Origin of the sequence: Abiotrophia sp. HMSC24B09 (assembly GCF_001815865.1) — a bacterium.
Taxonomy (GTDB): Bacteria; Bacillota; Bacilli; order Lactobacillales; family Aerococcaceae; genus Abiotrophia.
Genome location: NZ_KV822210.1, coordinates 24,471 through 39,366 on the forward strand (window position 1 = coordinate 24,471; position 14,896 = coordinate 39,366).

The following is a 14,896-nucleotide window of genomic DNA, read 5'->3' on the forward strand; positions in this document are numbered from 1 at the left end:
ATGGCAGCAAGCGTTGTAAAACTATCGCATATCGATTTTCGTTACTATGGTAGCGAGGTCAATTCCCTGACCGATGTCTCCCTAGAAATCAAGGAAGGCGAATGGGTGGCTATTATTGGGCCAAACGGCTCAGGCAAGTCTACCCTAGCCAAAATTATGAATGGCCTCCTCGTGCCTGCGGCAGGCCAGGTAACCATTAAGGATTTAACCATTGACGAAGAGACCGTTTGGGAGGCTCGTCGCTCAGTTGGCATGGTCTTCCAGAACCCAGACAACCAATTTGTTGGTTCGACGGTAGAAGATGATGTGGCCTTTGGCTTGGAGAATAATGGAGTGCCACGTCAGGAGATGATTAGCCGGATTGAAGAGGCGCTGGCTGAGGTTCGAATGTCAGAATTTAAGGACAAGGAGCCTGCCCGCCTATCAGGGGGCCAGAAGCAACGGGTAGCCCTGGCTAGCATCTTGGCTTTGCGACCTGACATTATTATCTTGGATGAAGCGACTTCTATGTTGGACCCTAACGGTCGTCAAGAAGTGATTGCCGCCATCCGTAAGATTAAGGAACGCTTCAACCTGACGGTTATTTCCATTACCCATGATTTGGACGAAGCTAGCTTGGCTGACCGTATCCTCATGATGCAGGGCGGCCGCCTAGTTCAAGACAAGAAACCGGAAGAAATCTTCCTAATGGGTGAGCAATTAGTGGAACAAGGCTTGGATGTGCCTTTTTCACAGAAACTTAAGGACGCTCTAGCTGCCCGCGGACTGGATGTGCCGGATAACTATCTCGATGAGGAGGCCTTATTGACATGGATCACACCATTGTATTCGACCAAGTAAGTTACCATTACAATGCCAATACGCCTTTTGAGGTAGCGGCCCTCTTCGACGTTAATTTAACCATTCCAGCCCACCAAGTGACTGCCGTCATCGGCCATACGGGTTCAGGCAAGTCGACTCTGATTCAACACCTTAATGTTTTGATTAAGCCAACCAAGGGCTCAGTACGTCTAGGGGATGTCTTGGTTACATCTACGGCTAAGTTACCTTCCCTCAAGCCCTTGCGTAAGCAGGTCGGTGTCGTCTTCCAATTCCCGGAAGCCCAGCTCTTTGAAGAGACGGTCCTCAAGGATGTCATGTTTGGACCTTTGAATTTTGGTGTCTCGGAAGAGGACGCGCTCGCCATTGCTAAGGAAAAATTATCCCTGGTCGGCATCAGTCCGGACCTCTATGAGCGCTCGCCTTTCGATCTCAGTGGAGGCCAAATGCGACGGGTGGCCATTGCGGGTGTTTTGGCCTTAGAACCGCAAGTGTTGGTCTTAGACGAGCCAACTGCCGGCTTAGACCCACTGGGTCAAGCCCAAATGCTGGACATGTTCATGCGCCTCCAAAAAGAGGATAAGTTGACCCTAGTCTTAATCAGTCACCAAATGGATGACGTTGCCCGTTATGCCGACCATGTCATTGTCATGGAAGGGGGCACGGTGGCTAAGACAGGGACGCCTGAACAGGTCTTCAGCCAGACGGATTGGTTGCGCCAACGGCGCTTAGATGTGCCACGCTCCATGCAGTTTCTGGAGAAATTACAGGAGCGCTTAGGGGACCAGGCCCTAGCTATCGACCAGGCGCCCCTGACCGTTGAAGCCTTAGCCGACTTGCTCATGGCCCATCTTCCAGCTAAGGAGGGGACCGGCCATGTTGGATAAAATGTTACTGGGACGCTATATCAATATGGATTCCTGGGTCCATCGACTGGATCCACGGACCAAGTTGCTAGCTTCTTTCTACTTTATTTTTGCGGTCTTCTTAGCCGATTCCTGGTTGGGTTACGCCATTTTGGCGCTCTTTACCCTCTTGGCTATTAAGTTGACCGGTCTTTCCTTTAAGTTCTTTATTAATGGGGTCAAGCCCATGATTTGGCTGATTCTCTTTACCGTGGTCTTTCAGATTCTCTTCACTAATGGGGGCCATGTCTTCTGGCAGTGGGGACCCTTTGTCCTCTCGACTGGTGGTTTGGAGAGTGGGGCCTTTATCTTCATGCGTCTGGTCCTCATTATTATGATGTCCACTATTCTAACCTTAACGACAGCGCCCCTGGAGCTAACGGACGGGATTGAACATCTCTTGCGGCCCCTGACTCGCTTTGGCTTCCCTGCCCACGAGTTGGCCCTTATGCTGGCTATCGCCTTGCGCTATGTGCCAACCCTCATGGATGAAGCCCAGAAAATCATGAACGCCCAACGCTCGCGTGGGGTAGAGTTCGATCAAGGTAGCCTCATGCAGAGAATGAAGGCTGTCGTGCCGATTTTGGTGCCCCTTTTCATCTCTGCCTTCAACCGGGCCGAAGAAATGGCAACCGCCATGGAAGCGAGGGGCTATCGCGGAGCAGAAGGCCGTACCAAGTATCGCCAGTTGGCCTACAGCCCAGCTGATAGACAAGTGCGTTGGGCCTTGCTAGTCCTGGCCTTAGCCTTGTTAGCTAGCCGTTTCTGGCCAGTGGGGTGAGGCCATGCCACGTTATGCCATTCAACTCGCTTATGACGGTAGTCGCTTTGTCGGCTACCAAGTTCAGCCCAATGGCCCTTCTATTCAGGCCAATCTAGACGCGGCTCTAATCAAAATGGCAAAGTGCCCAGAAGGCGTGACCATTCCCACAGTGGCGTCAGGCCGGACTGATTCGGGTGTCCATTCCTTGGGCCAGGTAGTACATTTTGATTATCCTGCCCCTATGCCTCAACAAGCCATGCAAAGAGCTCTCAATGCCCTCTTGGACCCGGCTATTAAGGTAGTGGCAGTGGCTCGGGTGGCCGATGATTTCCATGCCCGCTACCATGCTGTGGGTAAGGAGTACCGTTATCGGGTAGATGTGGGGCCCTATGCCAATCCCTTCAAACGCCTCTACAGTCTCCACCATCCCTATCGCTATGACTTAGACCGAATCAATCAAGCCTTGGAGGCCGTGGTGGGAACCCATGACTTCACCAGCTTCTGTTCGACTAAGACCGATAAGGAAGACAAGGTGCGGACCGTTCATATGGCCCGAGTTTGGGAAGATAAGGACCAACAGGAACTGGTCTTCCAGTTCCAGGGGACAGGTTTCCTCTATAATATGATTCGGATTCTAGTCGGCACTAGCCTGCAAATCGGGGATGGGCTGCGTCCTGTCAATGAGCTGGAACGTTTAATCCAGGTTCAAAACCGCAAGGAAGCAGGTCCAACGGCGCCGCCACAGGGACTTTATCTCCACCAGGTTTTCTATGAGCCATCGCCATTTAACAACTAATTGATCAAGCTCTCTTGCCTAGCAAGGGGGCTTGATCTTTGCTATTAAAAAAGCATTGACATTTATTCAGAGTTCCCTTAAAATTAACTCATGTGATTTTAATTTTACTAAGGGGGATACTTATGAAACAAGTACTCAAGAAATCCTTGTTAGCCGGCGCTGCCTTTTTAGCCTTGGCTGCAAGCTTACCAACACCTTTACCGGCACACGCTCAAGGTAAAGAAGTCAACACCGTTGTGTCTTCAGAAATGGCAAGCATCGACCCAGCCAAAGCGTCTGATGCGCCAAGCGGCAACATCATCCATAACGTCTTCGAAGGCTTGACCCGTGAATCGCAAGACTTCAAGAGCCAAGTGCCTGGTGTGGCCGAATCTTGGCAAGTCAGCGAAGATGGCAAGACCTATACTTTCAAATTACGTTCAGACGCTAAATGGTCTAACGGCGACCCTGTTACTGCAGGTGACTTTGAATATGCCTGGAAACGTGTCATCAACCCTGAAACAGGGGCTGACTACGCAGGGCTCTTCTTCGTTATCGAAGGGGCGCAAGCCTACAACGAGGGCAAAGGTAGCGCAGACCAAGTTGGGGTCAAAGCAATCGACGACACTACCTTAGAAGTTAAGTTGGTCAACCCAACTGCCTACTTCTTAAGCTTAACTTCTTTTTATGCATTTGCACCTGTTAACAAGAAGGTGGTAGAAGCTAACGCTGACTGGGCTGACGACTTAAGCGACAAGTATGTCACTAACGGGGCCTTCAAGTTAGCTGAGTGGAACCACAATGCAGACCTAGCCTTAGAAAAGAACGACCAATACTGGGATAAGGACAATGTTAAGGTTGACCGTGTCAACGCTCAAATCGTTGAGTCTGACTCAACCGTCACTAAGATGTTCCAATCTGGTGAAATTGACTTTGTCAGCGCACCATTCGGGACCTTGTCGTTAGATTCTTTTGAAGGCTTCAAGAAACAAGGGATTCTTAAAGTTACACCACAGTCAGCTATCTACGTCTACAAAATCAACACCAAGGACTCTGTAATGTCTAATGTCAATATCCGTAAGGCCTTGGCTTTAGCTATTGACCGTCAAGGTTTGGTAACTAACATTACCAAGGCTGAACAAAAACCTGCTAAGGGTATTGTGCCAGCTTCAGTTACTGGCTTCGAAGCAGACGCTAACTACTTCAAGGATGCTGACTATGAAGGCGCCAAAGAATACTTGGCTAAAGGTTTACAAGAATTAGGCCTCAAAGATCCAAGTGAATTGACTGTTAAGATTTCTATGAACACCAGTGAAGCTCACGCAGCCATTGCTCAATACATCCAAGAAGGTTGGTCTAAGAACTTAGGTATCAAGGTAGAATTGGACAACTCTGAGTTCCAAGTTTACTTAGATCGTCTTAAGACCGGTGACTTCCAAGTAGCGCGTTTAGGTTGGTCTGGTGACTTCAACGATGCCTTAACCTTCTTAGATCAATACCGTAGCGCTGATGCGGGTAACAACTACACTGGTTGGGAAAATGCAGACTACGCTAAGTACTTAGAAGAAGCTGCCAAAGAAACTGACGCTAACAAACGTTTAGAAATTCTGAAGAAGGCTGAAAAAGTCTTAATGGACGAAATGCCAGTTATTCCAATCTATGACTACACTCAAGTAAGTGTTAAGAAAGACAACATCAAGGGCCTAGCAACATCGCCTCTTGGTAAGATTGACTTGAAATACTTAGAGGTAGAATAGTCCTCCAAGAATTAAGGCTATTCCTAATATCCCCTTGCTTAGCAAGGGGATATTTTTATGTTATGAAAACGCTCATTGTCAGAAAAAATATTGACAAATGGTGAATTAAAGATTAAAATTAATTCATGTGTTTTTAATCTTTCGGATGATTTTTGGTCAGCTATGGGGGCAAAAAAGCTGACAGAAGGTCATCCTCACGCTTAGTAAGTCAAATCGTAAGCCGTGATTTTAATGAGAGAATAGAAGTAGCAAATAAGAGGTCGGGTTTCAGACCCGCCCTTAAATTATTAGAGGAGGAGTAGACATGCGCAAATATATCTTCAAGCGCCTAATTTATATGGTCATTGCCTTATTCTGTATTATCACTTTGACCTTCTTCCTGATGCGAATTGCACCAGGGAACCCATTTGCCAGCGAGAAGGCCTTGCCGGCTAACATTCAAGCCCAGCTCAACAAGCAGTATGGCCTGAGCAACCCATGGTATATCCAGTTCAAGGATTACCTAGTGGGAATTCTCAAGTTCGACTTCGGTTATTCCATGAAGTACCGGGGCCGTTCAACCAACGACATCATCTTTTCTAGTTTCCCAGTATCCTTGGCCCTAGGGATGCAAGCCTTGGTCATCGCCGTTGGTTTGGGGACGACTTTAGGGGTTATTTCCGCCACCTACCATAACAAGGTGCGCGACTATGCCGCGACTGTAGTGGCGGTGCTAGGGATTTCTGTGCCTTCCTTTATCTTGGCGGGCTTAATCCAATACCTCTTCGCCGTACAATTAGGCTGGTTCCCAGTGTCTGGTTGGAAAGGATTCAACTACACCATTCTGCCATCCTTGGCTCTCGGCTTAGGTTTCATGGGGAATATTGCCAAATTAACCCGGTCTAGTATGCTGGAACAGAATACCTCCGAGTATGTCAAGCTAGCCAAGGCCAAAGGCCTCAGCAAGTGGAAGATTGTCTTCAAGCACACCTTGCGTAATGCCCTCTTGCCAGTTGTGTCCTACTTAGGGCCACTCTTGGCTGGGGTTGTCACAGGTTCCTTCATTGTCGAAAACATCTTCGCCATTCCAGGTTTGGGTGGCCAGTTCGTTAAGTCCATTACCAACCGTGACTACACGGTCATTATGGGGACCACGGTCTTTTATTCCATCCTGCTCTTGTTTGCAGTTTTAGTGGTGGATATTGTCTATATGTGGATTGATCCACGCATTAAGTTAGAAGGAGGCGAGTCAGCGTGAGCCAAGTAGAATATACAGCCCAAGATTTTGAGTTGGTCGGGATCAAAGAAGACCAGACTGACGTCTTAAGCCAGAAGACCACTTCCTTCTGGGGCCAAGTCTTCCATACCTTTGCCCGCAACAAGCTGGCCCTCTTCAGTGTGGCCTTGCTAGCGGTCATTGCCCTCTTGGCCATTTTTGTCCCTATGTTCTGGCCGATTAGCTTTAGTGATCAAACAGGGTCCTACAATACGGCACCAAATGCTACCTATCTCTTCGGGACTGACAACCTGGGACGGGATGTCTTCGTCCGTGTCTGGGTGGGTGCTCGCATCTCCCTCTTCATCGGCTTGATTGCGGCGGTCATTGACCTAGTAATCGGCGTCCTCTGGGGTGCAACAGCTGGCGTCTTAGGTGGACGTGTGGACGATGTCATGATGCGGATTGCCGATGTCTTAACCGCGCTACCTTATCTCTTGGTCGTAGTCCTGGTCATGGTGGTCCTGGACAAGGGCTTGCTGCCAATGATTGTAGCTCTATCCTTGACTGGTTGGGTACGTATGGCCCGGATTGTGCGGGGGGAAGTTCTATCTATTAAGAACCAGGAGTATGTCTTAGCTTCTCGGACTTTGGGGGCTAGCACCTGGCACTTAATCCGTCGCCACTTGATTCCAAATGCCTTGGGTGGCATCATCGTCACCATGACCTTATCAATTCCGGGGGCAATCTTTACCGAGTCCTTCCTAAGCTATCTTGGTTTGGGGGTTACCCAACCTATGGCCAGCTGGGGGACCATGGCCTCCGAAGGGAACGAAGCCTTGGCAACAGCCCCATGGCGTCTTATCTTCCCAGCCTTGCTCATCTCCATTACCATCTTCGCCTTCAATACCATTGGCGATGGCTTGCGGGATGCCTTGGATCCAAAATTAAGAAAGTAGGGAGATCTCATGACTGAACCATTGTTAGAAGTAAAGAATCTCCGCATTAATTTCAAGACTTATGCCGGCCTGGTACAGGCAGTACGGGGTGTCGACTTCACCTTGGCCAAGGGTGAGACCCTGGCTATTGTAGGGGAGTCTGGCTCAGGTAAGAGTGTAACCTCTAATGCCTTGATGCGCCTTATTCCGCAGCCTGCTGGTCGTTATGAAGATGGCCAAATCCTCTTCGAGGGCAAGGACCTGCTCAAATTATCTGAACGGGAAATGGAAAGTATCCGCGGTAATGAAATCGCCATGATTTTCCAAGACCCTATGACGGCCCTTAACCCTACCATGCGAGTAGGTAAGCAAATCATGGAAGTGATTCTGACTCACAAGAAAGGGGTCAGCAAGGAAGCTGCTAAGCAACGGGCTATTGAGCTCCTAGCAGAAGTAGGGATTCCAGATCCAGAACGTCGCTTTAAGCAGTATCCTCACGAGTTTTCTGGTGGGATGCGGCAGCGGGTGGTCATCGCTATTGCCTTGGCCGCTGAGCCTAAAATCTTGATTGCGGATGAACCAACCACTGCCTTAGACGTGACCATCCAGGCGCAAATCCTGGAACTTATGAAGAAAATTCAAGAGAAGAACGGCAATGCCATTATCTTTATCACCCACGACTTGGGTGTAGTAGCCAATGTGGCTGACCGCGTGGCGGTTATGTATGCCGGCCAAATCGTCGAGTATGGCTCTTCTCATGACATTTTCTATAATCCTAAACATCCTTATACTTGGGGCCTGTTGGGCTCTATGCCAGACTTGGATAGTGAAGATAGCGAGGAGCTCTATACCATTCCAGGTGCGCCGCCTAACTTGATTAATCCACCAGTAGGGGACGCTTTTGCGCCACGTAACCCTTACGCCTTGGCAATTGATTACAAGGCAGAACCACCTTTTTATGAGGTGAGTCCTGGCCACTATGCCAAAACATGGCTACTCCATCCTGAGGCGCCTAAGGTAGAACTACCTGAGGTGATTCGCCACCGGATTGAATCTTATCAAGCGCGTAGAGAAGAGGTGCCACATGCCTAAGAAGTTATTAGAAGTTCAAAACCTAGTCCAACACTTTGGCAAGAAGTCAGCGCCTATTAAGGCCGTTGACGGCATTAGCTTCGATGTCTATGAAGGGGAGACCCTAGGCTTGGTTGGGGAATCAGGTTGTGGTAAGTCGACGACGGGGCGTTCCATTATTGGTCTCTATGACATCACCGATGGTCAAATCATCTTCGACGGCAAGCCAGTATCAGACCTTAAGTCCCAGGCTCAACGTCAAGCCTTCGCTCGCGATGTGCAAATGATCTTCCAAGATCCTTATGCTTCCCTCAACCCGCGGATGACCGCCGGGGAAATTATTGCCGAAGGTTTCGATATTCATGGCCTCTATCGTAATAAGCAGGAGCGGGCAGACCGCATTGCTGAATTACTGGAAGCAGTGGGTCTCAACCGCGAGCATGCCAACCGTTATGCCCATGAGTTTTCAGGGGGCCAACGCCAACGGCTAGGGATTGCCCGGGCCTTGGCGCTCAAGCCACGCTTCATCATTGCCGATGAGCCCATTTCGGCCTTGGACGTGTCCATTCAAGCCCAAGTAGTTAACCTGCTCAAACGCCTGCAGAAGGAACGTGGCCTGACCTATCTCTTCATCGCCCACGACCTGTCCATGGTTAAGTACATCAGTGACCGCATTGCGGTGATGTACGCAGGTAAAATCGTCGAAGTAGGCCCAGCCCACGATCTCTATCATTCACCTGTCCACCCTTATACCCGCTCTCTCCTATCAGCGGTTCCTCAACCGGACCCAATTAGTGAGAGTACACGTGTGCGTCAGCCTTATCAACATGAGGCAACCGATGCACCCCTAAGTCAACATAAAGTAGCAGAGGGCCACTATGTCTATGCCAGCGATGAGCAATTCCAACGCTGGATGCAAGCCCGTTAAGCTAGCTTTTAAGGCTGAGATTGAAATCTCAGCCTTTTTTGGTTACAGCCAGGTTACTATTGTGTAAGATGAGGCCACCTGGCTTGCATTTAGGAGGCTTGGATGGCACAATAGAAGGAACTTTAGCCAGAGAGCGCAGAGAGGATGTCCGCCATGTCAATCGTTATTCGGTCCGCCAACCCACAAGATGCCCCAAGCCTGAGAGCCATTTACCGGCCTTATGTGGAGCGGACGGTGATTTCCTTCGAGTATGAAGTACCCTCTGTGTCAGATTTTCGTCAGCGGATTAAGCAGACCCTGGCCCACTATCCCTACTTGGTGGCGGAATTGGAGGGGGAAGTAGTAGGCTATGCCTATGGCTCGGCCTTCCACCCCAGAGCAGCCTACCAGTATGTGGCCGAAGTCTCTGTCTATCTCAAGCGCTCAGTCCGGGGTCAGGGCATCGGGGCCAAGCTCTATGCAGCTTTAGAAGAGGCCTTACGCCAACAGGGCATTCGGCGGGTGACCGCCTGTGTGGCCTATCCTGGTGAGGGTAGTGTGGAGTTCCACCTCAAGCAAGGCTATCACCAAGTGGCCTTATTCGAGAAGGTGGGTTATAAATTTGATGCTTGGCAGGATGTGGCCTGGTTCCAGAAAGACCTTTAAGCGGCACCCTTATGTTAGATAATCTGACATAACTTGTTACCTCTTCCTTGCAATGTCTGGGACCGTCCTCTATACTGTTGGAGTATATAAAAGGAGTGAACCAGTTTATGAAAGATATGATTAAAAGGCTCATGCTGGTCTTGGTGGTCTTCTTAGGCCTACAAGTACCAAGTGTCAAGGCCGCTGAACATTATGTGATTGCGACAGATACCACCTTTGCGCCCTTCGAATTCCAAGACTCTTCAGGCAACTATGTTGGGATTGATATGGACTTGTTAGCAGCCATTGCGGAAGCAGAAGGCTTCACCTATGAAATCAAACCTCTGGGCTTTGCTGCGGCTGTTCAAGCCTTGGAGAGCGACCAAGTAGATGGCGCCATAGCCGGTATGACCATTACCGATGCGCGTAAGGCCAGCTTCGACTTCTCGGATAACTACTATGAGTCCGGTCTCCAATTCGCGGTAGCCGCTGACAGCAAGATCACGGATTTAGAAGGCTTGCGTGGCAAGAAAATCGCGGTTAAAACCGGGACTGCCGGAGCCGACTTGGCTAACAAGCTGAAGGATGACTACAAGTTTACCGTGGTGACCTTCAAGGATTCGGCTAATATGTATGAAGATGTCTTAACGGGTAACAGTGACGCGACCATCGAAGATGCGCCCGTCATTGCCTATGCCATTAAGAACGGGAATCTCCGCCTCAAGCTTATTGGCGAAAAATTAGAAACCAGCCAAACCGGTTTTGCGGTTAAAAAAGGCAAGAATGCTGATCTCTTGGCAGCCTTCAACCGTGGCTTGGCTAGCCTCAAATCTTCTGGTAAATACCAAAGTATTTTAGATAAGTATATTGGGGAGGATGCGGAAGCTAGCACTCAAAATTCCTTCTTCGGCCAACTGGCTGAGAATGGGCCAGCCCTCTTGTCAGGTTTAGGCACCACCTTGTGGATTGCCTTCATCTCAGTGGCCCTAGCCCTGATCTTAGGGATTATCCTGGGCCTCTTGCGAGTCCAAGCCAACCCTTGGTTGAGTGGGATTGCCGCAGTTTATGTCGACCTCATGCGTGGGGTGCCCTTGATTGTCCTATCCTTCTTCATCTACTTCGGGATTCCGCAAATGACTGGCGTGCGTTTCAGTTCGGCGGCAGCAGGGATCATGACTCTTAGCTTGAACGCGGCGGCCTATGTAGCGGAAATTGTCCGCGGGGGGATTCAAGCCATTGACAAGGGCCAGATGGAAGCCAGCCGCAGTCTGGGGCTCTCCTATGGTAAGACTATGCAGAAGATTATCTTGCCTCAAGCCATTAAGCTCATGATTCCATCCTTCATCAACCAATTCGTCATTACCCTGAAGGATACCTCGATTCTGTCGGTTATCGGCTTAGTCGAATTGACCCAAACCGGGAGCGTCATTATCGCCCGTACCTACCAGTCTGGTTCTATGTGGTTGATTGTCGGCCTCATCTACCTGATTGTCATTACGGCCTTAACACGCCTATCCAAACGTCTAGAAGGAGGGAAGTAAGATGACAGAACTAAGCCAAGAAATGCCAAAAGTCCTGGTTCGCGGACTTAAGAAACAATACGGCGATAATGTGGTGCTTAAGTCTATCGACTTAACCATTCAACCGGGGGAAGTAGTCTGTGTCATCGGACCTTCCGGTTCCGGTAAGTCTACCATGTTACGCTGCCTCAACCGAATGGAAGAAATTAACGGGGGCAAGGTCTTCGTGGATGGGGTGGACATTACCAATCCTAAGGAAGACATCAACAAGATTCGCCAGAATATTGGCATGGTCTTCCAACACTTCAACCTCTTCCCACACTTAAGTGTCTTGGACAATATCACCCTAGCGCCTATGGAGCTCAAAGGCCTATCCAAGGTTGAAGCCGAGTCCCTAGCTCTCTATCTCTTGGAGTCAGTTGGCTTGGCCGACAAGGCCCATGTAGCGCCTAACTCCCTGTCTGGGGGGCAAAAGCAACGGGTGGCCATTGCCCGGGCCCTGGCCATGCAACCAGATGTCCTGCTCTTCGATGAGCCAACTTCCGCCCTTGACCCTGAGATGGTCGGCGATGTCCTAGATGTTATGAAGCGATTAGCCGAAGACGGCATGACCATGATTGTGGTCACACACGAAATGGGCTTCGCCCGTGAAGTAGCCGACCGCGTCATCTTCATGGATGGTGGCTTCATCGTCGAAGAAAACGTGCCTGAAGAACTCTTCAGCCATCCAAGCCATGAACGGACCCAAAGCTTCCTGAATAAGGTGCTTCATTAATTAAGCTAACTAGTAAAACCTAGCCACTGCATGGCTAGGTTTTTGCTTACCCTATTTATCTATTACATAGATAAATAGGGTCTGAGTCAGCAAAATTACGTGCTCAGTTAGAAACAAATTGTAGGTCAAGAAGACTTAGGAGCCAAACATGGCCTGCCCTTAGTCCCTTAATAAGGCGATTGACCGGCCTTTTTAGTCAAAAATCCTTGCTAAATCCGGGAAAATTTGCCACAATGGTAAAGTGAATTCAGAACAGAGGAGACTTAGCCATGAACCAAGTCAGTCATTACCTGCCAATCACTGCCTTGCAGGTGCCAGACTATTACTTTGATATCCATTTACCTTCTTGGGAAGAGGTGGCCCGCGTCTTTATCCATCAAGTCGCCAAGCAAGCCTATCCTGAACTAGATCAACCAGAGGCTAACCTGACGGATGAGCAGGTGGCGGCACTGGGCTTACAAGGGGTCAGTAACCTGACCGATCTTAAGCACTATGCCATGGACCTCTTCCGCCAAAGCCAGATCCAGACCCGCTTCTACCAACATATTCTGCCTTTCCTGGCCTCTTATATTGCGGAGACGGCCCAGTATGTTCTAGACGCTGAAGATATGGCCACCGTGGTCTACAGCCAACTCAAGGAAATGAACCAAGAAGATCCCCAGCTTGATCAAGATGCCCTTCGGGAAAGCCTAGAGGAAGACTATATCTTCCGCCTAGTAGCTGGCCAGTGGTATGCTGACCAAGGGGGCGGCTTGACCGAGTTAGACTATGACGCCTATATCGTGTCCAGTGCGGTCAATCAAGGGGCGGATGAGATTGCCCTGCGGGAACGCTTCTCCTATCCGGACTTCCAAGTCATGATGCCGACTTTAGCCTACACCGAGGCCCTCTTCCAGCACTTCCTGCCGCGCTTCCGATTTGTGATTGCGCCGGCTAATCAAGAAGGGGGGCAGCCAGCTTGAGTCAACCAACACGAGCTCAGTACCGTTCCAATCATAAGGGCCAGAAAGCGCCTAAGAAGACGCGGACAGAGCAGGCGCCTGGCTCCTATAAACCTTACTACCTATTAGCTCTGGGCTTGGTGGCAGGTCTGGTGCTAGTGGCAGCAGCCTTTTTCCTCTGGCTCATGCCACAAATGAAGCAATCGACCGAGCGCTCGCACTTGGCGCGGGCAGCCAACTGGGTGGACACCTATACGGTAGACCTGGATCCCCAGCGGGAGGTATTGGTTGAGGACCTGCGTCAGGTCGACATTCAACCGGAAAACCAAGCGCCTAGCGCCCAGTACTTTACTAAGCAAGAATTAGATAAGCGTACCGAGACTTCCTTCGCCCGGCGGGTTCGCCAGGTGACTGATACGGATGCCAATGGCTTTGCCTGGTATTGGGGCCAGCAGCAGGAGGAATACCTCTATCGCCATGGCCGGCCTTATACGGGCTGGTTTGGCCAACCTGGTAGTGAGTGGACCTACTATAAGGATGGCCGCCTAGACCAGCAGGCAACCATCGACAAGGAAACGGCTCGCCTACGGGCTGATGAGGCGACCTTTATCCAGTCCTTCGTGCCGAGTTACCAAGCCCGCTTTGTCTACCTCAAGGCTAAGAGTGAACCCATGTATTACGTGGACCGCCAGTCCATTCGTTATTCCATTCTCAACCGCGGTCGGGATGGGCTCTTACTGTCCAACTTCCCAGGCCAGCCTAACTCCTACTTCCTAGCCAATACCAACAAGTATGCGGACATTCCTATGGAAGTGACTGAGGAAGCCGTAGTCGATAACCAGACCTGGCTCCATGTGGCCATTGGCTACCAAGACTTGGGCTGGATTCGTCAGGATTTGACCTATCAAAACTATGTCTTAACCAACTATAGCGAACGTAAGCTCATTGACACCGTCCAGCAAATCATGCGCGAGGAAATTGACAGCATGGGCATTATGGCGGGGGCTTCCTTCGTTGATAATGAGACTATGGCCCAAGTGGATGTCGATAATCAAATCTTCTTCCCAGCCAGCACCCAGAAAATCTATGTCTTGACCGAGTTGTACCGCCAGTACAAGGAAGGCAAGCTCCAGCCAAGCCAGATCATGGCCATGGAAGGCTCGAACATTGTGCCGGGTGCCGGTCATATTAATGAGTCACCGGCGGGGACGGTTTATAGCCTGGACGAGCTGGTCGATTATGTGGCCATCTATAGTGATAACACGGCGGCTAATATGCTGATTGAAGCCGTAGGTGGTGGGGGCATCGTGACCCAGCACGCCCATGAGTTGGGCATGTTGGATACCTATCTGGAAGGTAAGTACTACCAGAATGATAATGGCCGCTTCCAGACTACCCCAGATAATGCGGCCCGGCTTTTCGCCAAACTAGCCAACCATGAACTCAACGGCGAGCCATGGGATTCCATGTTGATTGACAAGTTGCGACTCAACAGCCATTCCTTCCTGCGGACCTATCTCTATGAGACAGATTCCTGGAACAAGTCAGGTCTAGGTGCTCCAGAGCAAAATGACGTGGCCACCTTCGTGACCCAGTACGGTAGCTATTCCATTGCCGTCTACACTAACTCCTGGAGTGACTATGATGCGCGCTTCGACCAAGTAGGCCGCCTGTCCCAACGGGTTTACGAGGCCTTCAACCAGATTCGTTCCGACCTCTGGCACCCTTATGACCCAGAGCAAGGCTTCTATCGTTAGAAATAAAAAGTCCCAATATATCATATATGATATATTGGGACTTTTCTTTGTGGGGAGAAGAAGAGGGCAGTTAGGCGTGACTAGTTAATTTTGACACTGTATGATAAATGTGTATTGCATATAGACGA

14 protein-coding genes are annotated in these 14,896 nt (G+C 50.0%); all 14 read left to right on the plus strand.

Annotated features, from left to right (window positions below; translation table 11 throughout):
* On the plus strand, nt 1-840 hold the full coding sequence (locus HMPREF3093_RS06385) for an energy-coupling factor ABC transporter ATP-binding protein (protein WP_070756170.1): 840 nt from the start codon (nt 1-3) through the stop codon (nt 838-840).
* Nucleotides 810-1,706 (plus strand): energy-coupling factor ABC transporter ATP-binding protein, encoded by an 897-nt coding sequence (locus HMPREF3093_RS06390; protein WP_070756171.1) that lies wholly within the window; start codon nt 810-812, stop codon nt 1,704-1,706. Before HMPREF3093_RS06385 ends, HMPREF3093_RS06390 begins: the two co-directional genes overlap by 31 nt.
* The gene (locus tag HMPREF3093_RS06395; protein WP_070756172.1) at nt 1,696-2,505 is read left to right on the plus strand and encodes an energy-coupling factor transporter transmembrane component T family protein; all 810 of its coding nucleotides are present in this window, start codon (nt 1,696-1,698) and stop codon (nt 2,503-2,505) included. Before HMPREF3093_RS06390 ends, HMPREF3093_RS06395 begins: the two co-directional genes overlap by 11 nt.
* A gap of 4 nt (nt 2,506-2,509) precedes the next feature.
* Entirely contained in the window at nt 2,510-3,283 is a 774-nt protein-coding gene (truA, locus tag HMPREF3093_RS06400; RefSeq protein ID WP_070756173.1) for a tRNA pseudouridine(38-40) synthase TruA, read from the plus strand.
* 122 nt (nt 3,284-3,405) lie between these two features.
* The gene (locus tag HMPREF3093_RS06405; RefSeq protein WP_070756174.1) at nt 3,406-5,019 is read left to right on the plus strand and encodes a peptide ABC transporter substrate-binding protein; all 1,614 of its coding nucleotides are present in this window, start codon (nt 3,406-3,408) and stop codon (nt 5,017-5,019) included.
* Between the two features lie 304 nt (nt 5,020-5,323).
* Nucleotides 5,324-6,256, plus strand: a complete 933-nt coding sequence (locus tag HMPREF3093_RS06410) for an ABC transporter permease (protein ID WP_070756175.1) — start codon at nt 5,324-5,326, stop codon at nt 6,254-6,256.
* Entirely contained in the window at nt 6,253-7,173 is a 921-nt protein-coding gene (locus tag HMPREF3093_RS06415) for an ABC transporter permease (protein WP_023391452.1), read from the plus strand. Before HMPREF3093_RS06410 ends, HMPREF3093_RS06415 begins: the two co-directional genes overlap by 4 nt.
* Before the next feature lie 9 nt (nt 7,174-7,182).
* Nucleotides 7,183-8,244, plus strand: coding sequence for an ABC transporter ATP-binding protein (locus tag HMPREF3093_RS06420; RefSeq protein ID WP_070756176.1), 1,062 nt, complete (start codon nt 7,183-7,185; stop codon nt 8,242-8,244).
* Nucleotides 8,237-9,151 carry an ABC transporter ATP-binding protein gene (locus HMPREF3093_RS06425; RefSeq protein WP_070756177.1) on the plus strand — a complete coding sequence of 305 codons (915 nt, stop codon included), beginning with the start codon at nt 8,237-8,239 and terminating at the stop codon, nt 9,149-9,151. Before HMPREF3093_RS06420 ends, HMPREF3093_RS06425 begins: the two co-directional genes overlap by 8 nt.
* A gap of 153 nt (nt 9,152-9,304) precedes the next feature.
* Nucleotides 9,305-9,796 carry a GNAT family N-acetyltransferase gene (locus HMPREF3093_RS06430; RefSeq protein WP_070756178.1) on the plus strand — a complete coding sequence of 164 codons (492 nt, stop codon included), beginning with the start codon at nt 9,305-9,307 and terminating at the stop codon, nt 9,794-9,796.
* Between the two features lie 107 nt (nt 9,797-9,903).
* Nucleotides 9,904-11,316: an ABC transporter substrate-binding protein/permease gene (locus tag HMPREF3093_RS06435; RefSeq protein ID WP_070756179.1), complete on the plus strand. Its 1,413-nt coding sequence runs from the start codon at nt 9,904-9,906 to the stop codon at nt 11,314-11,316.
* A 22-nt stretch (nt 11,317-11,338) separates the two neighbouring features.
* Nucleotides 11,339-12,070: an amino acid ABC transporter ATP-binding protein gene (locus HMPREF3093_RS06440; protein ID WP_070756381.1), complete on the plus strand. Its 732-nt coding sequence runs from the start codon at nt 11,339-11,341 to the stop codon at nt 12,068-12,070.
* A 269-nt stretch (nt 12,071-12,339) separates the two neighbouring features.
* Nucleotides 12,340-13,032 (plus strand): hypothetical protein, encoded by a 693-nt coding sequence (locus HMPREF3093_RS06445; RefSeq protein ID WP_070756180.1) that lies wholly within the window; start codon nt 12,340-12,342, stop codon nt 13,030-13,032.
* A complete protein-coding gene (locus HMPREF3093_RS06450) occupies nt 13,029-14,768 on the plus strand; it encodes a serine hydrolase (RefSeq protein ID WP_070756181.1) in 1,740 nt (579 codons plus the stop codon). The genes HMPREF3093_RS06445 and HMPREF3093_RS06450 overlap by 4 nt, the downstream gene beginning before the upstream one ends.
* Nucleotides 14,769-14,896 lie beyond the last annotated feature (128 nt).